Origin of the sequence: Paenibacillus sp. LK1, assembly GCF_002750415.1 — a bacterium.
Lineage (GTDB): Bacteria > Bacillota > Bacilli > Paenibacillales > Paenibacillaceae > Paenibacillus > Paenibacillus taichungensis.
This window is the reverse complement of sequence record NZ_PEII01000010.1, coordinates 217,215-236,743: the sequence shown is the minus strand read 5'-3', so window position 1 is coordinate 236,743 and position 19,529 is coordinate 217,215. Positions and strand designations below refer to the sequence as shown.

General features: G+C 48.7%; 17 protein-coding genes. 16 read left to right on the top strand and 1 reads right to left on the bottom strand.

Translation table 11 applies throughout. The annotated features are described in order from the left end of the window. Window positions 1–9: 9 nt before the first annotated feature. The 13 genes from rpoZ (at window position 10) to spoVM (ending at window position 13,687) form a co-directional block, all read left to right on the top strand. Entirely contained in the window at window positions 10–225 is a 216-nt protein-coding gene (gene rpoZ / locus CS562_RS22320; RefSeq protein ID WP_024631120.1) for a DNA-directed RNA polymerase subunit omega, read from the top strand. A 118-nt stretch (window positions 226–343) separates the two neighbouring features. Then, window positions 344–1,579 carry a bifunctional phosphopantothenoylcysteine decarboxylase/phosphopantothenate--cysteine ligase CoaBC gene (gene coaBC / locus CS562_RS22315; RefSeq protein ID WP_076288230.1) on the top strand — a complete coding sequence of 412 codons (1,236 nt, stop codon included), beginning with the start codon at window positions 344–346 and terminating at the stop codon, window positions 1,577–1,579. A gap of 1 nt (window position 1,580) precedes the next feature. Continuing rightward, window positions 1,581–4,130, top strand: a complete 2,550-nt coding sequence (gene priA / locus CS562_RS22310; protein WP_076288231.1) for a primosomal protein N' — start codon at window positions 1,581–1,583, stop codon at window positions 4,128–4,130. Between the two features lie 182 nt (window positions 4,131–4,312). Next, window positions 4,313–4,801, top strand: a complete 489-nt coding sequence (gene def / locus CS562_RS22305) for a peptide deformylase (RefSeq protein ID WP_024631117.1) — start codon at window positions 4,313–4,315, stop codon at window positions 4,799–4,801. A 12-nt stretch (window positions 4,802–4,813) separates the two neighbouring features. Further along, window positions 4,814–5,767 (top strand): methionyl-tRNA formyltransferase, encoded by a 954-nt coding sequence (gene fmt / locus CS562_RS22300; RefSeq protein ID WP_076288232.1) that lies wholly within the window; start codon window positions 4,814–4,816, stop codon window positions 5,765–5,767. Next, window positions 5,764–7,284, top strand: coding sequence for a 16S rRNA (cytosine(967)-C(5))-methyltransferase RsmB (gene rsmB, locus CS562_RS22295; RefSeq protein ID WP_099858250.1), 1,521 nt, complete (start codon window positions 5,764–5,766; stop codon window positions 7,282–7,284). Before fmt ends, rsmB begins: the two co-directional genes overlap by 4 nt. 232 nt (window positions 7,285–7,516) lie before the next feature. Then, complete coding sequence (gene rlmN, locus CS562_RS22290) at window positions 7,517–8,557, top strand: dual-specificity RNA methyltransferase RlmN (RefSeq protein WP_090901040.1); 1,041 nt, start codon at window positions 7,517–7,519, stop codon at window positions 8,555–8,557. 7 nt (window positions 8,558–8,564) lie between these two features. After that, window positions 8,565–9,341 carry a Stp1/IreP family PP2C-type Ser/Thr phosphatase gene (locus CS562_RS22285; protein ID WP_063565604.1) on the top strand — a complete coding sequence of 259 codons (777 nt, stop codon included), beginning with the start codon at window positions 8,565–8,567 and terminating at the stop codon, window positions 9,339–9,341. Beyond that, window positions 9,338–11,545 (top strand): Stk1 family PASTA domain-containing Ser/Thr kinase, encoded by a 2,208-nt coding sequence (gene pknB / locus CS562_RS22280; protein WP_099858249.1) that lies wholly within the window; start codon window positions 9,338–9,340, stop codon window positions 11,543–11,545. The genes CS562_RS22285 and pknB overlap by 4 nt, the downstream gene beginning before the upstream one ends. A 62-nt stretch (window positions 11,546–11,607) precedes the next feature. Continuing rightward, window positions 11,608–12,525, top strand: a complete 918-nt coding sequence (gene rsgA / locus CS562_RS22275) for a ribosome small subunit-dependent GTPase A (RefSeq protein WP_076288235.1) — start codon at window positions 11,608–11,610, stop codon at window positions 12,523–12,525. 1 nt (window position 12,526) lies between these two features. Further along, complete coding sequence (gene rpe / locus CS562_RS22270; protein ID WP_053784310.1) at window positions 12,527–13,186, top strand: ribulose-phosphate 3-epimerase; 660 nt, start codon at window positions 12,527–12,529, stop codon at window positions 13,184–13,186. A 2-nt stretch (window positions 13,187–13,188) separates the two neighbouring features. Continuing rightward, window positions 13,189–13,440: a hypothetical protein gene (locus CS562_RS22265; protein ID WP_024631109.1), complete on the top strand. Its 252-nt coding sequence runs from the start codon at window positions 13,189–13,191 to the stop codon at window positions 13,438–13,440. A 166-nt stretch (window positions 13,441–13,606) separates the two neighbouring features. After that, window positions 13,607–13,687 carry a stage V sporulation protein SpoVM gene (gene spoVM / locus CS562_RS22260; protein ID WP_019424875.1) on the top strand — a complete coding sequence of 27 codons (81 nt, stop codon included), beginning with the start codon at window positions 13,607–13,609 and terminating at the stop codon, window positions 13,685–13,687. A gap of 196 nt (window positions 13,688–13,883) precedes the next feature. On the opposite strand, the gene rpmB is transcribed toward spoVM, so the two are convergent. Next, entirely contained in the window at window positions 13,884–14,072 is a 189-nt protein-coding gene (rpmB, locus tag CS562_RS22250; protein ID WP_024631107.1) for a 50S ribosomal protein L28, read from the bottom strand. 643 nt (window positions 14,073–14,715) lie between these two features. Between rpmB and CS562_RS22245 the strand changes: the two genes are divergently transcribed. The 3 genes from CS562_RS22245 (at window position 14,716) to recG (ending at window position 19,521) form a co-directional block, all read left to right on the top strand. Further along, window positions 14,716–16,524, top strand: a complete 1,809-nt coding sequence (locus CS562_RS22245; protein WP_099858248.1) for a DAK2 domain-containing protein — start codon at window positions 14,716–14,718, stop codon at window positions 16,522–16,524. Between the two features lie 77 nt (window positions 16,525–16,601). Then, entirely contained in the window at window positions 16,602–17,465 is an 864-nt protein-coding gene (locus CS562_RS22240; protein WP_099858247.1) for a DegV family protein, read from the top strand. Window positions 17,466–17,475: 10 nt separating this feature from the next. Continuing rightward, the gene (recG, locus tag CS562_RS22235; RefSeq protein WP_099858246.1) at window positions 17,476–19,521 is read left to right on the top strand and encodes an ATP-dependent DNA helicase RecG; all 2,046 of its coding nucleotides are present in this window, start codon (window positions 17,476–17,478) and stop codon (window positions 19,519–19,521) included. Window positions 19,522–19,529: the final 8 nt, after the last annotated feature.

Genomic DNA, 19,529 nt, shown 5'->3' with positions numbered 1-19,529 from the left:
TTTGTAAATATGCTGTATCCTTCTATTGATGAAATGATGAACAAAGTCGACAGCAAGTATTCCCTTGTTGTTGCCGCTTCCCGCCGGGCAAGACAGCTTCGTGAAGGTGAGAAAACGGATTTGAGAAATGCCAGATCCCATAAACAGGTTGGCGTTGCACTTGAAGAAATTTATGGTGATCTGCTCGTTGTCATCAAAGGACAGGACGAAGAGGAAGAAGAGTAAGCCGCCTGCGGCTGCTCTTCAACTGCATACGGCGCAAGCCGGATTTATTTGACAACCGCGAGGTTGTTATTTTTTTCTCTATTCATCATTATAAACGTCGTATATCGGGGGGATAACCATGTTGAACGGTAAAAAAATCGTGCTTGGTGTGACTGGCGGCATAGCCGCATACAAAGCGGCTACATTATGCAGCAGGCTGGTGCAAAAAGGAGCGGACGTTCATGTCATTATGACGAATTCCGCGAAACAGTTTATTACCGAATTAACGCTGCAAACCTTGACCCGAAATGTGGTATATAGTGATACATTTGATGAGCGGGAGCCTTCGGTCGTCTCGCATATCCATCTGGCTGATATGGCCGATCTTGTTTTGGTTGCTCCGGCAACAGCCAATGTGATTGCCAAAATGGCACATGGGATGGCTGATGATATGCTCTCTACAACCTTGCTTGCAACCACTGCACCGGTGATGATTGCGCCAGCGATGAATGTACATATGTATGATCATCCGGCTGTGCAGCATAATATGTGCCTGTTAACGGAGCGCGGAACTATGATGATTGAACCGGGTGAAGGTCAACTGGCGTGCGGGTACGTGGGCAAAGGACGTTTGGAAGAACCAGAGACAATTGTCGATGTGGTGGAACGATTTTTTGAACAGCAGGAGTCTGCCAAACGGGAACGTAACGAACAGCTTTCCTTGTTGAGCGGGAAGAAGGTTGTGGTCACTGCAGGAGGTACCATTGAACGCATTGATCCGGTGAGATATATTACCAATGATTCCTCTGGAAAAATGGGTTTTGCCATTGCAGCGACAGCGCGTGATCTGGGGGCAGATGTGACTTTGGTTATGGGGAATACCCAGGTTCAGCCGCCAGCCAATGTAAAGGTGATCCCGGTACAGTCTGCGCAGGATATGTATGATGCGGTAGCAGGTGAGTGGGATGATGCAGATATCGTGGTTAAGGCCGCGGCTGTTGCGGATTATCGCCCCAAGGAAGTGTACACGGAGAAAATCAAGAAGAAAGGCGATACATTATCGCTTGAACTTATTAAAAATATAGATATTCTTGAAACGCTGGGCAAGCAGAAGAGCCATCAATTTTTGATTGGTTTTGCTGCGGAGACAAATTCATTAGAAATGTATGCACGTGAGAAACTGGAACGGAAAAACTGTGATCTGATCGTAGCCAATGATGTCACGCAGACGGGTGCCGGATTTGGAACAGATACCAACGCGGTGCACATCTATGACCGTGAAGGTTTGGTGGAAGAGCTTCAGGTGGTGGCCAAGGAAGAGGTGGCCCGCCGGTTGCTTTCGATTGCGGCGGAGCGCATTGCCGGGAGGAATTAATATGGAGATCGCCAAGGTTATTGTCGATGTTCCTGTGAAGGAAACGGACCGGCCGTTTGATTATCTGGTGCCGGAATCCATGCGTGAATGGATTGAGATTGGCAGCAGGGTAGGTGTACCTTTTGGTCATCGGACGGTGCAAGGTTTCGTAATTGATCTGGTGCCTCGCACGGGTACGGAGACTTTCAAACTCAAACCGATTCAGGAATTGCTGGATATCGTTCCACCGTTGTCTGAAGATTTGGTGGAATTAGCCGAGTGGATGAGTGAACGTTATGCCAGCAACCGTATTTTGTCTTTGCAGGTGATGGTACCGACTGCGCTGAAAGGGAAAGCAGAACGGTATATCTCACTTGGAGATGCTCTGGATGGACAAATGGCAGGTTCTGCGTCAGGCGAAGAAGTTCTTTTTGTATGGGGAGAAGAATCGACTTCAGAAAAAGTGCAGCAAGATATTATTCGTTTTGTGAAGAGTCGTGGGCAGGTTCCCCTGCAACAATTGAGTCGTAAATACCCCAATCATGCTGCGCTGATCAAGAAGTTGTTGCTCAGTGGTGTCCTGCTGGAAAGTCAGGCAATTAAGGACAAGCTGAATAAAAAAACGATGAAATCCATTAATCTAGCTGTGGATGCAGCGGCTGCGGAAGAGGCATTGACTTCATTCCCGGCAAAGGCGCAACGGCAGAAAGAAGTTTTGGCTTTCTTGCTGGAAATGAAAGAACTGTTGCCGATGGCGATGAAAGAATTGTTGTCCACACTTCAGGTATCAGCGGCTACAGTCAAAGGGCTTGAGGAGAAGGGGTTAGTTGTGACGGAGGACGTCGAAGTCTTTCGTGACCCTTATCAGGGACGTAAGTTTCGTGCGACCGAGCCACTGAATCTGACCGACGAGCAGCAGCTAGTCTATAACAATATCAATGGTCGATTACAGGAAAGGCGCCATGGCGTCTTTTTGCTTCATGGTGTAACAGGCAGTGGCAAGACGGAAGTATACCTCCAGACCATTCAGCGCTGTATTGAACAGGATCGGCAGGCAATTGTACTTGTACCCGAGATTGCATTGACACCGCAGATGGTAGAGCGTTTTAAAGGACGTTTTGGTGATCAGGTTGCTGTGATGCACAGTCGTTTGTCTGGTGGAGAGCGTTATGATGAGTGGCGCAAAATTAGGGAAGGCCAGGTGAAAGTTGCCATTGGCGCCCGTTCAGCAGTCTTTGCTCCGTTTAGTCGTCTTGGTCTGATCATTATGGACGAGGAGCACGAGACTTCATATAAACAGGAAGAAACCCCGAAATATCATGCCCGTGATGTAGCGGTAAAAAGAGCACAGCAGCACCAGGCGGTCGTTGTCCTGGGTTCAGCGACACCTTCGCTGGAAAGTTACTATGCTGCTCGTTCGCAGAGCAATGATGATTTTGCACCACTTTTGTTGGAGATGCCTACCCGCGCACTTGGAAATAAGCTGCCGGAGGTACGAATTGTTGATATGCGTGAAGAGTTGAAGGACGGAAATCGCTCGATGTTCAGCCGTGCCTTGCATAAAGGGCTGGAAGAGCGGTTGGAGCGTGGGGAACAGACCGTGCTTTTGCTGAATCGACGTGGCTATTCTACCTTTGTGATGTGTCGCAGTTGTGGATACGTTGCAGGCTGTCCCGAGTGTGATATTTCATTAACCTATCATCAGCGCTCAAACAATCTTCGTTGTCATTATTGTGGTTATGCGGAAGCAGCACCAGAAGTGTGTCCGGATTGCGGCAGTGAGCATATTCGATATTTCGGTACAGGTACACAGCGGGTAGAGGAAGAATTGGCTAAGCTGTTCCCGGGTATTCGTGTTATTCGAATGGACGTGGATACAACGAGCGAAAAAGGTTCGCATGAGAAGTTATTGAAGCAGTTTCGTGAGAAAAAGGCTGACGTATTGCTGGGCACCCAGATGGTTGCCAAAGGGCTTGATTTTCCTGATGTCACTCTGGTTGGTGTCATCACCGCAGACTCCGCACTCAATTTGCCTGATTTCAGGGCTGCCGAAAAAACATTTCAGCTGCTCACCCAGGTGGCCGGCCGTGCTGGTCGACATCAACTGCCAGGCGAGGTATTCGTACAGTCCTATACACCAGAGCACTATTCGATTGGGCATGCGAGCCAGCATGACTATGTTTCGTTTGTCCGTGAGGAATTATTGCATCGGCGCAATTTGCAGTATCCGCCTTACTGTCGCCTGATTTTGGTGACTTTCTCACATGAGCAGCTTCCGGTACTGATCCGGTTGGCTGAGAACTACACACGAATACTGAAAGAAAAGGCAAATGCTGCTGGCTGGTTAGGTAGTTTGGACCGTTTCAGTAATGATGCCTTTGATGTGCTTGGCCCGGTAGCATCACCGATTCCTCGGATCAAGAATAGATACAGATTCCAATGTATGATAAAATGGCGGGGGGATGTCGACGCCATTGGACTGGCGCTCGCGACCGCCCGGCGCATGGACGACGATGTTCAGGCGCAGAAGCTGCAAATTAGTCTGGATGTAGACCCGCAAATGTTAATGTGAGCATTTGTAGTAAAATGCGGATGTAAACAAGCGGTATAAACATAGATTAAAAACAACATGAATGATGGCTCGATCTTAAAATCAGTTTTTGATACCTGCTACATAGCAGAAAATCAGTACTTATTTTTGAAATGAGCTTGATGTCCTGAAATTATGATGAGGATTAGGAAGGTGCTTACAACATGTCTATTCGTATTATCGTGAAAGAACCGGATGAGGTACTACACAAAAGAGCTAAAGAAGTAACCAAAGTTACACCCAATGTACAGAAACTGCTGGATGATATGGCAGATACGATGTATGACGCAGAAGGCGTAGGTTTGGCTGCGCCACAGGTTGGTATTTTGAAACGCCTGATTGTGATCGATTGCGGAGATGAACAGGGGCTGATCAAGATGATCAATCCGGAGATTATTTCGAGCGAGGGAGAGCAATTTGGACCCGAAGGATGCTTGAGTATTCCTGGCATTAACGGTGATGTGCGTCGTTTTGAGACAGTTACAGTCAAAGGGCTGGACCGTGAAGGCAAGGAACTGATTATTACGGGCAGCGGATTGTTGTCACGTGCATTCCAACATGAGATTGACCACTTGGATGGTGTACTCTTTACGGATATTGCTGAAAAGGTATACGAAATTGCAGCCGATCAAACCGGGCCGCGTCGTAACTAAGGAGTGATTGATTTGAATATTGTTTTTATGGGAACGCCTGAATTTGCAGTTCCGTCTCTCGATATGCTTATAGCCGAGGGATATAACGTGGTTGGGGTAGTAACACAGCCAGATAAACCACAGGGCCGTAAAAAGGTACTTACACCAACACCAGTCAAGGCTGCGGCAGAACGCCACGGCCTGCCTGTATTTCAACCAGTGAAACTGCGTGCTCCAGAAGCTGTAGCCCAATTGGCTGAATGGAAACCGGACCTGATTGTGACTGCGGCATTTGGGCAGATTCTGCCCAAAGCTGTGCTGGATATGCCCGTTCGTGGATGTGTGAACGTGCATGGCTCTCTTTTGCCAAAATATCGCGGTGGTGCCCCGATTCAACGCTCCATTATTAATGGAGAGCCAGTGACGGGAGTTACACTGATGTTTATGGCGGAAGGCTTGGATACGGGAGATATGATCTCACGTGTGGAAGTAGCGATTACGGATGAAGATACGTCAGGGTCCATGTTTGTAAAGCTCAGTGAAGCAGGCTCCAAATTGCTTCAGGAAGAAATGCCGCGGCTGGTAGCAGGCGAAACAACGGCTGTCCCACAGGATGAAGCCGAGGCTTCGTATGCTCGTAATCTGACTCGGGATGACGAGAAGATGGACTGGAATCGCACGTCGCGTGAATTGTTTAATCAAATTCGCGGTCTTGTGCCGTTCTCGGGTGCATTTACGATGTGGGATGAGCAGGTCTTCAAGGTCTGGGCAGCAGCAAATCCGAAGCAGGCGGATGTACTCTCTTCTTCGGATGCTGGACAAGCTGAGCCGGGAACGGTATTACAATTGGGCAGAAATGGCATTGAAGTTCGCACAGGTGACGGTTCTCTCTGGCTTACTGAGGTTCAGCCCGCAGGCAAAAAAGTGATGCAAGCTGCTGACTTTGCCCGTGGTGGCACTCTGAAACCAGGAACGGTGCTGCAATGAGCGGAAATACACCGGGCCGTCCGTCAGGAAATGGTCATAAAGTCGCAGGAAATACGTCCGGGCGTGGAGGAAATAAACCACGTCCCAACCAGGGGAGATCGGGTCGAGCAGGAAATGCATCTGCGTCCCCAGCTTCGGTCAACGGTACATCACGCTCGGAGCGGCCTAAAACATCTGCTCGTGCACTCGCTGTAAAGGTACTCAGCGCCGTTGAGCAAGAGGGAGCTTACAGCAACCTTGAGCTGAATAGGCGTCTGAAAGAGGCCGAGCTGAGTCCGGCAGATGCCGGACTAGCTACAGAGTTGGTATATGGTACGATCGCAAGACGGAATACCCTTGATTATTTTCTGGAACGCTATGTAGCCAAAGGTGTATCCAAGTTGCAACCTTGGGTTCGTAGCCTGCTGCGCATCAGCGTGTACCAGATGTTATATCTGGACCGTATTCCGGAACACGCGGTGGTGAGTGAAGCCGTCAACTTGGCTAAGAAATTAGGTCATCAGGGCATCTCCGGTATGGTGAATGGCGTTCTACGGAACATGATTCGCAATCGTGATGAACTGCGCATTCCCGAACATTTGCCTGCAGCTAAACGTATCTCACTGGAACATTCACACCCGCTGTGGATGGTCGAACGCTGGATCAGCCAATATGGCGAAGAGACAGCGGAAGCGATTTGCCGTGCAAATAATGAACCGCCAGCGGTTAGTGTTCGTGTGAACACAACAATGACTACACGTGAGAAATTAATGCTGGAGATGGAGAGCATGGGTGCTATCGTGGAACCTTCCCGGCTTAGTCCGGACGGTATTCTCGTTCGCAGTGGTGGCAATATGGCACTTACGACCTGGTATCGGGATGGCTTGCTGTCCGTTCAGGATGAAAGTTCCATGCTTGTAGCCGAGGCAGTTGGGCCTGAAGATGGTCAGACTGTACTGGACTGCTGTGCAGCTCCTGGCGGAAAGACAGCCCATATGGCGGAGAAAATGCAGGACCGTGGACGAATTGTGGCCAATGATGTACATGCCCACAAACGTCAGTTGATCATGGATCAGGCAGATCGTCTGGGACTTAGCTGTATTGATGCTGTAACAGGAGATGCACTTGATTTGGATGAGCGTTATCCTGAGGCGTCATTTGACCGCATTTTGCTGGATGCGCCATGTTCTGGTCTAGGTGTTATTCGCCGCAAGCCGGATGTCAAATGGACGAAAACTGCTGAAGATATCCACGATATCTCCAATCTGCAACGTGAACTGCTGGATCGGGTTGCACCGCTATTAAAGCCGGGGGGTATTCTGGTGTACAGTACGTGTACAATCGAGCCTGCGGAGAACGAGCATAGAGTCGCTGACTTTTTGGACCGGCATCCGGAATACAAGGCGGCTGAAGAGTCTGCCTGGTCTGGTCTGGAGACAGCAGAGTGGAAGGTTGTGAACGGTGGTGTGCAGATCCTGCCACAGTACGCTCACAGTGACGGATTTTTCATTGCCAGGTTGACAAGGATAGCGGATTAACAGTTTAATAGAGCACTGAAGGATAGCCGCCGAGGGGAACTTCGGCGGATTTCTTTGTGATTAGACTGAAGGTGTTCAACATCAGTAAAATGTGATGATAGGGTGCGATGCAGGCACTGAGGTGTTATAATGCATGAAGTACAGGCATCAAGGGTATACATGGATGTAAAGTGGTCTTTGTGATAGAATAGGAAGAATGAAAAGAAAAGAAGGAATAGGTGTTGACAACAAAATGAAACCTTTTATATATGATTATTCCCTGGAGGAGCTGCAACAGTGGGCTGTTGAGAACGGGGAGCCGGCTTTTCGCGGTGGTCAGATCTTCGACTGGATTTATGTGAAACGTGTCAATGATTTCAGTGAAATGACGAACTTGTCCAAAGCGCTGCGTGAAAAACTGACTGAACAATTTGAATTCGTTACACTTACTGAAATTACGAAGTTTGAATCCAAGGATGGAACTGTGAAATTCCTGTTCGGTCTGCACGATGATCATGCGATTGAAACAGTTATTATGAAGCACAACTATGGTAACAGCATCTGTGTAACAACACAGGTTGGCTGCCGGATTGGCTGCACGTTCTGTGCATCCACGCTGGGTGGACTGAAACGTAACCTTACAGCTGGCGAAATTGTCGCTCAGGTTGTGCAAGCCCAGAAAATTTTGGACGAACGCGGTGAGCGGGTCAGCAGCATCGTAATCATGGGTTCAGGTGAACCTTTTGAGAACTATGAAGCAACAATGACGTTCCTGCGTATCATGATTCACGAAAAAGGGCTGAATATTGGTCAGCGCCATATCACGGTGTCCACAAGTGGAATCGTACCAAACATTTACAAGTTTGCAGATGAAGATACACAGATTAACCTGGCGATTTCCATCCATGCTCCAAATGATGCATTGCGTTCCAAATTGATGCCGGTAAACCGCCGTTTTCCTTTTGACGATGTAATGGAGTCATTGCGTTATTACTTGGCGAAAACGGGCCGCAGAATTACGTTTGAGTATGCACTTATCGGTGGTGTGAATGATCAGCCGGAACATGCGGCAGAACTGGCAAGCGTGCTTAAGAACATGTTGTGCCACGTGAACCTGATTCCGGTCAACCATGTACCTGAGCGCAAGTACGTAAGAACATCCAGAAGCGATATTTTCAATTTCCAGAAGATTCTCTCGGAGCAGGGTGTTAATGTAACCATTCGTCGTGAACAGGGACATGATATTGCTGCCGCTTGCGGTCAGCTTCGTGCAAAGCATATGGAGTTGAGGTGAGAACGTTTTGATCAAAACAGTTCATGTGAGCCATATCGGACGGGTGCGTTCGGTGAATGAAGATTCATCCTGGATTCGAAATCTCGATACAGGTTATATTCTGGGTATTGTTGCCGATGGTATGGGCGGACATCTTGCAGGAGATACGGCAAGCCGTCTGGCGGTAGAGACGTTGGTGCAGGATCTGGGAACGCTTGAGCCGGGTCTTTCACATGCGTCTTTGTCAGCCGCATTGAGCGATGCTATTTTGCATGCCAACGAAGTGATCTTCCGTACTGCCTCCTCGGATGATAATTACCACAACATGGGAACTACCGTGGTTGCGGCGTTATTAAATGATACGGAAGGCGTTATTGGTCACATCGGTGATAGCAGAGCATACAAAATTGCAAACAAACATGTGATCCAGTTGACCGAGGACCATACACTGGTCAATGAATTGTTCAAAAATGGTCAGATCAGCAAAGAAGATGTCTCTCATCATCCGCGTCGAAATGTGCTGACACGTGCTCTTGGGACAGATGCTGAAGTGAAGGTGGATCTGGATACCGTCAAGCTGGAAGAAGGCGAAGTTCTTCTCCTGTGCAGTGATGGGCTTAGTAATCTGGTCAGCAATGAGCAGATCATTCAGGTCGCAGGTAATCTGGAACTGGCATTGGAAGATCGTGCGGATCGCCTGCTTCAGCTGGCTTTGCTTGCTGGAGGAGATGACAATATTACGGTGGCATTATTCGAACTGCAAAAGGAAGGTTCCGTGATATCGGAAACGGGGTGTGAGTCATGATTGGGCACCAGCTAGGCGGACGCTATGAAGTGATCGAGCGTGTCGGCGGTGGCGGCATGGCTCTTGTGTATAAGGCCCAGGACCTGTTGCTCAACCGGAACGTTGCCATCAAAGTGTTACGGCAGCAATTTGTGCATGACGAAGAGTTTATCCGCCGTTTCCGCAGAGAAGCACAATCAGCAGCTTCGCTGTCACATCCTAACGTAGTTAGTGTTTATGATGTCGGACAGGAAGATGATGTTCATTATATTGTCATGGAATATGTCGAAGGTAAAAACCTGAATGAAATTATCAAAGAGCGGGCGCCTTTGCAGGTGGACGAAGCAGTTCGGATCGCCTCCCAGATTGCAGACGCTCTCGATCATGCACATCATAATCAGATCATTCATCGGGATATTAAACCGCATAATATATTGATTGGTCGTAATGGCCGTGTGAAAGTAACGGATTTCGGGATTGCCCGTGCGGTTACGTCCACAACGATTACACAGACCGGCTCAGTAGTCGGTTCTGTACATTACTTCTCACCTGAGCATGCCAAAGGCATCGTGACTGGTGAGAAGTCGGACTTATATTCTCTTGGTATAGTACTCTATCAAATGCTGACTGGTCAGCTTCCGTTCCTGGGAGAGAGTCCAATTAGCGTTGCTTTGAAGCATTTGCAGGAAGAGTTTGATGAACCTCGCAAATTTAATCCGCTTATCCCGCAAAGCGTGGAGAACGTTATTCTTAAATCCATGCGCAAAAATCCGCAGGAGCGTTACCAATCTGCTAAAGAAATGCAGACGGATCTGGAAACCTGCCTGATGCCGGAAAGACGTAATGAAACGAAAATTGATTTTCCGGATGAGGATGATATCGATCAGACCCGTGTTATGCCGGCGATCAAGCCGGAGCCACGTGGAGTTACATCCACAGGTGCTATACCCGTGATGGAGTCTGACCAAGATAACAACAAGGGCAAAACCAAAACAAAGAACTGGAAGAAGCCAGCGCTACTGATCTCGTTGACAGTGCTTATTCTTATCGCGATGGTTGGAGTTGTATGGTACGTGAAAGGCATGCTTGTTGTGCCTGATGTTAAGGTGCCCAATGTCATTGGCCAAACCGAAGAAAAGGCTCGTCAAATGTTGCAGGATCAAGGGCTTGTGGTCAGTGATAATGTCATCCGGGAGTACAAGGAGGATGTGGACCCAGGTATTGTATTTGACCAGACCCGAAATGAAGGCGATGTGGTCAAAGAAGGCTCTGAGGTCCAGCTGAGTGTTGGGGCGGAAAAAGAGTTGTTGAAGATGATTGATCTCAAAGATCTTTCATACGATGAGGCGGTCAAACAACTCACCGAACTGGATATCAAAGAGGATCAGATCCAGCGAAAAGATGAATATTCAAATGATAAATCCGCGGGGACGGTACTATCCCAAACTCCTGGGGTGAATGTAGAATACGATCCGGCAGAGGTTCAGATTGTTCTGACCGTGAGCAAAGGCTCCGAAACAATAAAAATGCCGGACTTGAAAAACCGTACTCGAAGTGAGGCAGAGAGTATGCTCAAATCCGCCGGTTTAATCCTTGCTCAGGTTCAGGAAGAGTCGAGCTACACCGTAGATGAAGGCAAAGTGACACAGCAATGGCCTGTAGAAGCCGGTGCAGACGTGAATCCTGGTGACAAAATTACCATTTTCATTAGTACAGGTTATCCGCCAGAGGCATTGAACTACGCCTATAACATTAACGTTTCGCCAAAAGAAGAAGGTAAGAACAGCAAAATTCGAATTACTTTCGAGGATGCTCGTGGTAAAAGTCAGGAATGGGGGACCCGGACAATCAAGTCTGCCCAAACGCTGACAATTCCGCTTATTCTGGCTCCAAACGTCGATGGTGTTGTCTCTGTCTACCGGGATGGCCAGTTCCTGGATACGTATCTGGTGTCCTACAGTGATGCCAAGAACGGAACGGTAGTTGTGCCTACCATTGAGCCTGAGAAGGGTGCAGAGCCGCCTCCAACAACGGAGGAGCCTGAACAAGGCGGTGGTAGTGATGAAGGCACCGTGGATACACAACAGGAAGGTGAACCGGATACACCTGTTGAGGGTGAAGGGGAGCATGACGAAGCAGATACTTCTGCGATGAAGAACGGAAATGGTCTCGCCAAAGGAAAAGATAAGAAAAAGGAAGTCGTTAACGCATCAAGCCGTCCATAAGGGCGGCTTATTGCCGACGTTCAGGGTAAATGTACTGTAAATTAAAGGAGGGCGACGGAGCTATGCCAGAAGGTATCATCGTTAAAGCGCTAAGCGGTTACTATTATGTCATGCCACTGGAAGACAGCGGGGTGCCTTCGGTTGAAGGCTCCGCCGTTCAATGTCGGGCCAGAGGTATCTTCAGAAAACGGGGTACTTCACCACTTGTGGGTGACCGTGTCAGCTATATGCTGACAGAGAATGGAGAAGGAACAGTAGATGAGATTCGCAAACGTGAAACGGAGTTAATTCGTCCACCTGTTGCCAATGTAAGTCTGGCTGTTCTGTTATTTTCCGTTAAGGAACCGGACATGAATCTCAATCTGTTGGACAAATTCCTGGTACATATCGAACAAGCTGGACTGGATGCACTGATTGTGCTCACGAAGCAGGACCTGGCTGATCCAGAAAATGATGCCCGTGATACAGTGGCTGAAGTAAAAGCTATGTACGAGCAAATTGGATATGAAGTTATCTCTACCAGTTCACGAACCGGTGAAGGCAATGAACTGCTCAAGGAGCGTCTTGCCGGCAAGATTAGCGTATTCTCCGGGCAATCCGGTGTAGGTAAATCTTCGATGCTGAATGCCTTGATGCCAGGTCTAACCCTGGAGACCAGTGCAATCAGCATGCGCCTTGGCCGAGGGAAACACACCACCAGGCACGTGGAGCTCATACCTCTGGATAATGGTGGCTTTGTCGCCGATACGCCGGGATTCAGCCAACTGGACTTCCTAGAGATTGGTGTGGAGGAGTTATCCACTTGTTTCCGGGAGTTCGCTCAATATGCGGATCAATGTAAGTTCCGAGGTTGTACCCATACGCACGAACCAGGTTGCCGGGTGCTTGCAGCCAAGGCGGAGGGAATGATCTCCGAAAGCCGTTATCAGCATTACGAACAATTCCTTACAGAAATGAAAGACAAAAAGCGGAGGTATTAATATGATTAAAATTGCCCCATCTATTTTATCTGCGGATTTTGCCCGTCTCGGCGCGGAAGTGGCGGAAGCCCAAGCTGCTGGCGGAGACTGGATTCATGTTGATGTCATGGACGGTCATTTCGTCCCTAATATTACGCTTGGACCTGCGATTGTAAAAGCGATCGCTCCACATACAAGCTTGCCTCTTGATGTGCATTTGATGATTGAGAATCCAGAGCGTTATGTGGAGGAATTTGCGAAAGCTGGCGCGGCTGTTATTACGGTTCATGCCGAGGCTTGTGTGCATCTGCACCGCGTTATTCATCTGATCAAGGAACAGGGAGTTAAGGCAGGAGTTGCTCTTAATCCGGGAACTCCGGCTAGTGCTATTCAGGAAGTGCTGGACGATGTGGATATGGTGCTTGTCATGACCGTAAATCCCGGTTTTGGTGGACAGGCTTTCATCTCTGGCACGATGAACAAAATCAAGCAAATTCGTAGCTGGCTTAACGAAAAAGGACGTCATGACGTGCATATTGAAGTGGATGGCGGTATTGCTGCCGACACGGCTCCGCTTGTGGTTGAAGCTGGCGCGGATGTGCTTGTTGCGGGAAGTGCTGTATTTGGACGTGAAGATCGCGCTGCCGCGATTGCCGAAATTCGCAGTAGTTACGGAGGCTGAGCATGAACCTCAAGGAGACGCTGTGGACAATGGCTGCGAGTCTCGTTACGGGACTGGTGCTTGCAATGTTTGCGGTTATTCAATCCCCATACAATGCGATTACGTCATTGATCGGGGTTGGTGTTGTCATTATGTACTTCCGCAAATTTGACCGTACAGGACTTCGGGTTACTTTTGTGATATTCAGCATACTGTATTACTTATTGAGTGTATTCATGATCGCTGTCTATCAATATATCCCTACCCAAACCTAAATGACCTGATAACAGGCTCGTCATTGTGGAATAGGGACAGAGGGTTCCGCATAAATATGGTTACATGAGCAGGTTTCTCATGTAGCCTTTTTTGTCGTGTTTAAGGCAAGGAAGGCCTGGAGCATAGGATACGGCGGATGCATGAGCATGATGGGGAGGGTGAAGTATGAAATTTTACACATTCAAACTGCCGAAGTTTTTGGGAGGGTTTGTAAAGGCGATTCTTAATACGTTTCAAAAGAACTGACATGATTAAAAGGTTCCATTGGCGAATACCGCCGCTTTGGCTACAGGATCATCTGGAATTCGGACCTGCGAAGCGCCATGCGGCGGCCATTCACATGCTGATGTGTGTATTCATGATTTTATTTCTGAATACCAAAAAAGCACCTGCAAGGAACAAGGTGCTTTTTGCTTACCCGATTTATAGTAGCTTTGCGTGATTATACGCGAGTCACTTTACCGGCTTTCAGTGCACGGGTGCTTACGTATACACGTTTTGGTTTACCGTTCACGAGAATGCGGACCTTCTGAACGTTTACGCCCCAAGAACGACGGTTACGGTTGTTAGCGTGGGATACGTGGTTACCGGTGCCCGGTTTCTTACCTGTCACATAACATTTGCGAGACATAGATTACACCTCCTATCCTAAAATAACCAGTTGCCCTAAGGAGACACGAATGCCATTCCAAACGGGCTAAATTGTTCTTCCTGACCGCAATGGTCAGGTTCCAGTAGCTAATGGCGTTGTTCAAACCGGCATAGCCGGATCATTTCCATTACTAAACCTGCATAAAACAATACTTGAATATAATATCATATTGAAAAAAGCTTCGTCAACTGATCCAAAAACTTTATTTATTTCTCCTGTCTAATATAGTACAATGTTGAATAGTCCATAATACAGCGGTGAACAGGCTGTTGCCGCGGGGAAGCCGGAGAAAAAACCGGCCTTAAAGGTCGGTGGTCTGCTTTTTTGGCAACGCTGTGAGCTGCGGCATTCCATCATTGGCACCAGTCTCCATGCGGCATTCATGCCGGCTCTTGATACCGGTGCATATCCGTATGCCCCGAGTTAGGGGTTACAGAGCAATTGCAGGATATCGGTTGCCCGGCCGCCCAGACCGTTAATCCGGCTGACATTATGTATTATTATGCCTGTGCCGGACAAGGTATGGACGAAGAATAACGCGATAAGCGTTTGCGCATGAACAGACCAGATAACATCTTGGTGCAAGATGTTCGTGTATCAAGCTAGGAAGGGGAATTCTCACTTGAGTATACGTTCTTTAAATGGAACAGATTTCACCGCAATGGTACTTGCCGGAGCGGAACAACTTGGACAGCATGCAGAGCACGTCAATTCCCTGAATGTTTTCCCTGTGCCGGATGGTGACACGGGAACGAACATGAATTTGACAATGAGTGCAGGAGTGGCAGAGATTAAACGTAAGAGTTCTGCCTCCATCGGAGAAGCTGCCGGTATTTTATCAAAAGGCCTGCTTATGGGTGCACGGGGGAATTCCGGAGTAATATTATCGCAATTGTTCCGCGGATTCAGTCGTTCAGCTGCTCCTTACGAGGAACTGAATACACTCCAGTTCGCCGCAGCCCTGCAGAACGGTGTGGACGCAGCTTATAAAGCCGTAGTGAAGCCCGTTGAAGGGACCATTCTTACCGTAGCCAAGGAAGCGGCGAAACATGCCAGCTACTACGCAAGACGGACGAATGATATAACTGAATTAATGAATGAAGTATTGTTAAAAGCAAAAGAAGCACTGGCAATGACTCCGGAATTGCTGCCTGTATTGAAACAGGTCGGTGTTGTGGATTCGGGCGGTCAGGGGCTTGTATATATTTACGAAGGCTTTATGGACGTTCTGCTGCAAACGGATGGGGCAAGTCGTACATCCTTCCAGAGAGACGTGCAACCAACCGTAGCGGCATCTGCATTGAAACCAGCTGCACCGTCAGAAGTGGTTTCTGCGAAGCCTGCACAGCAGGTAATCGTGCCGGAGATGCCAATGTCTGCCCAAGCACGACTGGAAACGGAAGATATTGAGTTCCTATATGACATGGAGTTCTTTATTAACCGTGAGCTTGGAGAGAACGCAGGTGTTGCATTTGATGACGAAGCATTCCGGAAAGCGTTGTCAGTTAACGGGGACTCCATCATTATTATTGCTGACGATGAAGTGATTAAGGTTCATGTGCATTCCAAGACACCTGGGGATGTATTAAATCTGGCTCTCCGTTATGGAGAAATCACACAAATTCACATTCTCAATATGCGTGAGCAGCATCGTGATCTGCTGACTGCAGGTATGGACATTGCGCCTTCGCCTGAGCTGTTCGCAGAGATTCCTCCTGAAGCGACGCGTAGCGTGGAAAAAGCTGTGCTCCCAGCAGACGAGATGGCACCATATGGTTTCATCGCGGTATCTTCTGGTGAAGGCATTGCGGAGATTTTCCAGAGTCTCGGCGTGGATGTTGTTCTGTCTGGTGGACAGACGATGAATCCGAGCACTGAAGATTTTGTGAAAGCGGTGCGTTCGATCGCGGCAGAACAGGTATTTATTTTGCCGAACAACTCCAATATTGTACTTGCTGCGCAGCAGGCTCGCGAGTTGCTTGAAGATGAGCGTCGAATTATTGTGATTCCGAGCAAGACGATCCCTCAGGGCATGGCAGCGGCTTTTGCTTTCCAGGAGGATGAATCTGCGGAAACCAATCGTGACCATATGCTTGAGGCGATTAGCCGGGTACAGTCCGGTCAAGTGACTCATGCGGTCAGAGATACACAATATGACGAGCTTGATATCAAAGCTGGACACTATATCGGTATCCATAATTCCAAGATCGTGGCAACGGATGAAAGCATGCTGCACGCATGTGAAGGCCTGCTGCAACAGATGATGGAGAGCGGAGATGAAGTAGTGACCATCCTTGAAGGGGACGAGGCCACCCCTGAGATTACCGCTGCGCTTGTCGCATGGCTTGAAGAACAATATCCTGATGCTGAGGTAGAGGTGCATCTTGGAGGACAGCCGGTTTATTATTATTTGTTCTCTGTAGAGTCCTAATAGAGGTTGTTCAAAAAGTTCCCAGTTAACTTTTTGAACATGCACTAATAGCACTTAAGCAAAGAGGAGGAAATCTGATGAGCCACAAGGTTGCGATCGTAACCGATAGCACGGCAGATATACCGGAAGAACTGATCCATAAATACGGGATTTATGTTGTTCCGCTGCGTGTTTTGTTCGGGGAGGAAGCTTATGCAGACGGCGTTGATCTGACTTCGGAACAGTTCTATGCAAAATTGGAGAAGGTATCCGTGCTGCCTACAACCTCACAGCCTTCTCCCACCGATTTTATGAATATCTATAACACATTGTTGGATGAGGACCCAGAGCGGCCCATTGTATCGATTCATTTGTCTTCCGGCATGAGTGGTACCTATCAATCGGCACTGCTTGGCAAATCGTTGCTGGAACGTGAGGGAGACATAACGGTACTGGATTCGAAGTCTGCATCCTATGGATATGGTTTATTGGTCGTACAGGCTGCCGAGCTTGCTGAACAAGGCAAGTCCGCTGCGGAGATCGCTGCGGCTGTAGCAGCCATGCAGCAGAGCCGCAAGCTGTTCTTTCTTGTAGATACATTAGAGTATCTGCAGAAAGGCGGTCGGATAGGCAAGGCTGCGGCCATCTTGGGAACACTGTTGAATATTAAACCGATCTTGTCCATTGATGAGGAAGGCGTTATTTACGCAGTGGAGAAAGTCAGAGGTCACAAAAAAGCCATGGCACGCATTATTGAGCTGTTTCAGCAGGATCTGGCGGGTCAACGTGTTAATCTTGCGGTAGGTCATACCGCAGACCCTGGATCGGCGATCGCTTGTGCAGAGCAATTACGCGGGCATTTTACACTGAATGAAGTGGTATATACCAATATTGGGGCCGTCATTGGCAGCCATGTTGGGCCAGGCGTAATTGCCATCTTTATGTGGCCTGTTCCGGAATGAGGGATTAGACATGAAATGGGAAGAAATATCGGTAAAACAAATTAGCGGCGTGAGTGCTCTCAAAGAGGGAGAGCTTCACGCCTTTGGCATCTCTACTGTAAAAGACTTGCTTGAATATTACCCGTTTCGTTATGAGGATTATCGGCTGCGTTCGCTCAGTGAAGTGAAGGACGGGGATAAAATTACGGTACAGGGTAAAGTGATGGGTATCCCGGTGTTGCAACGTTATGGCAAAAAGTCACGTCTTACCTGTAAAGTGATGACGGAAGAATGGATGATCTCAGCCACCTGGTTCAATCGGCATTTTCTGAAGGAGCAGCTTACGCCCAATCGGGAGATTGTCATTACAGGGAAATGGGAACAGAAACGTATGCAGATGACCGTAACGGATTCGGAATTCCCGGATAAAGGGGAAGGGCGTTCGGGCACGCTGCAGCCTGTGTACTCCGTAACCGGCAAGCTTACGCAGTCCTGGATGCGCAAAACGATTAATCAGGGGTTAGTCCAATTCGGGGAAATGATCCCCGAAATTCTGCCTCAATCACTCATGAAGAAATATGGATTCATGGCTCGCAAACAGGCGATTGCCGGGATTCACCGTCCGCAGGATAACCGGGAAGGCCAGCAGGCCAGACAACGGATGGTGTATGAGGAGTTATTTTTGTTTCAACTCAAGATGCAGGCCTATCGTGCATTGAACCGGGATCGTATGGATGGTGTAGTACACACAACGGATAATACGACGATTCGGGAGTTCGTTCGCAGTTTGCCATTTGAACTGACGGATGCGCAGAAGAAGGTAGAGCTTGAAATTCTGCATGATATGCGTTCACCGTATTCGATGAACCGGTTGCTGCAGGGAGATGTAGGCTCAGGTAAAACGGTTATTGCAGCGATTGCGCTGTATACGACCGTTCGTTCCGGTTTTCAGGGGGCTCTGATGGTCCCTACGGAGATTCTGGCAGAACAGCATATGCGCTCACTGCAAAAGCTGTTTGAACCCTTTGGCGTAACTGTGGGTCTGTTAACGGGCAGTGTGAATGGACGGAAGCGCAAAGATCTGATTGCATCCTTGCAGATGGGGATGATCGATATCGTTGTCGGTACACACGCTCTGATCCAGGAGGATGTATTTTTCCGCGATCTGGGTCTTGTCGTTACGGATGAACAGCATCGCTTCGGTGTGAATCAGCGCAGCGTTTTGCGGCGTAAAGGCTATAACCCGGATGTGTTAACGATGACGGCGACGCCGATACCGCGAACACTGGCGATTACGGCTTTTGGTGATATTGAGGTATCGACCATCTCGGAACGTCCAAAGGGACGGATTCCAATCTCAACGTACTGGGTCAAGCACGACATGATGGACCGGGTACTTGGTTTTATTTCGCGAGAAGTGGACCAGGGACGTCAGGCCTATCTGATCTGTCCGCTCATTGAAGAGTCGGAGAAGCTAGATGTACAGAATGCGATTGACCTGCATATCCAGATGCAGCAGAACTTTCCGAAGTACCGTGTAGGTCTGCTGCATGGACGGATGACAGCTGGCGAGAAAGAAGAGATGATGCGGGACTTCTATAGCAACGAAATTCAGCTCCTGGTCTCCACAACGGTTGTGGAGGTCGGGGTCGATGTGCCTAACGCAACGCTGATGGTTATTATGGATGCGGACCGCTTCGGTCTGTCGCAGCTGCATCAGCTTCGTGGCCGGGTGGGTCGGGGCGCTCATGCCTCCTATTGTGTGCTTATTGCTGATCCCAAGACAGAAGTTGGGCAGGAGCGCATGAAGGTCATGACGGAAACTGAAGATGGATTCGAAGTATCCCGTCGAGATCTGGATCTGCGGGGACCGGGGGATTTCTTTGGCACCAAGCAAAGTGGATTACCCGAGTTCCGTCTTGCCGACATGGTTGCGGATTTTGCCGTATTGGAGCAGGCCCGAGATGATGTGTCCAGCCTGATTGCGGATGCGAACTTCTGGACGTCTGTTGACTACGCTCCTTTACGTGACTTTTTACAGCAGCAGCAAGTATTCCAGGGTGATCTGATCGATTAATCGGGGCT

Coding starts and splice junctions, on each gene's coding strand:
- CS562_RS22240 (WP_099858247.1), top strand. CDS start 16,602: ATGAGCCACAAGGTTGCGATCGTAACCGATAGCACGGCAGATATACCG.
- CS562_RS22265 (WP_024631109.1), top strand. CDS start 13,189: ATGAACCTCAAGGAGACGCTGTGGACAATGGCTGCGAGTCTCGTTACG.
- rlmN (WP_090901040.1), top strand. CDS start 7,517: ATGAAACCTTTTATATATGATTATTCCCTGGAGGAGCTGCAACAGTGG.
- rpoZ (WP_024631120.1), top strand. CDS start 10: ATGCTGTATCCTTCTATTGATGAAATGATGAACAAAGTCGACAGCAAG.
- rpmB (WP_024631107.1), bottom strand. CDS start 14,072: ATGTCTCGCAAATGTTATGTGACAGGTAAGAAACCGGGCACCGGTAAC.
- rsgA (WP_076288235.1), top strand. CDS start 11,608: ATGCCAGAAGGTATCATCGTTAAAGCGCTAAGCGGTTACTATTATGTC.
- rsmB (WP_099858250.1), top strand. CDS start 5,764: ATGAGCGGAAATACACCGGGCCGTCCGTCAGGAAATGGTCATAAAGTC.
- spoVM (WP_019424875.1), top strand. CDS start 13,607: ATGAAATTTTACACATTCAAACTGCCGAAGTTTTTGGGAGGGTTTGTA.
- def (WP_024631117.1), top strand. CDS start 4,313: ATGTCTATTCGTATTATCGTGAAAGAACCGGATGAGGTACTACACAAA.
- recG (WP_099858246.1), top strand. CDS start 17,476: ATGAAATGGGAAGAAATATCGGTAAAACAAATTAGCGGCGTGAGTGCT.
- coaBC (WP_076288230.1), top strand. CDS start 344: ATGTTGAACGGTAAAAAAATCGTGCTTGGTGTGACTGGCGGCATAGCC.
- priA (WP_076288231.1), top strand. CDS start 1,581: ATGGAGATCGCCAAGGTTATTGTCGATGTTCCTGTGAAGGAAACGGAC.
- pknB (WP_099858249.1), top strand. CDS start 9,338: ATGATTGGGCACCAGCTAGGCGGACGCTATGAAGTGATCGAGCGTGTC.
- rpe (WP_053784310.1), top strand. CDS start 12,527: ATGATTAAAATTGCCCCATCTATTTTATCTGCGGATTTTGCCCGTCTC.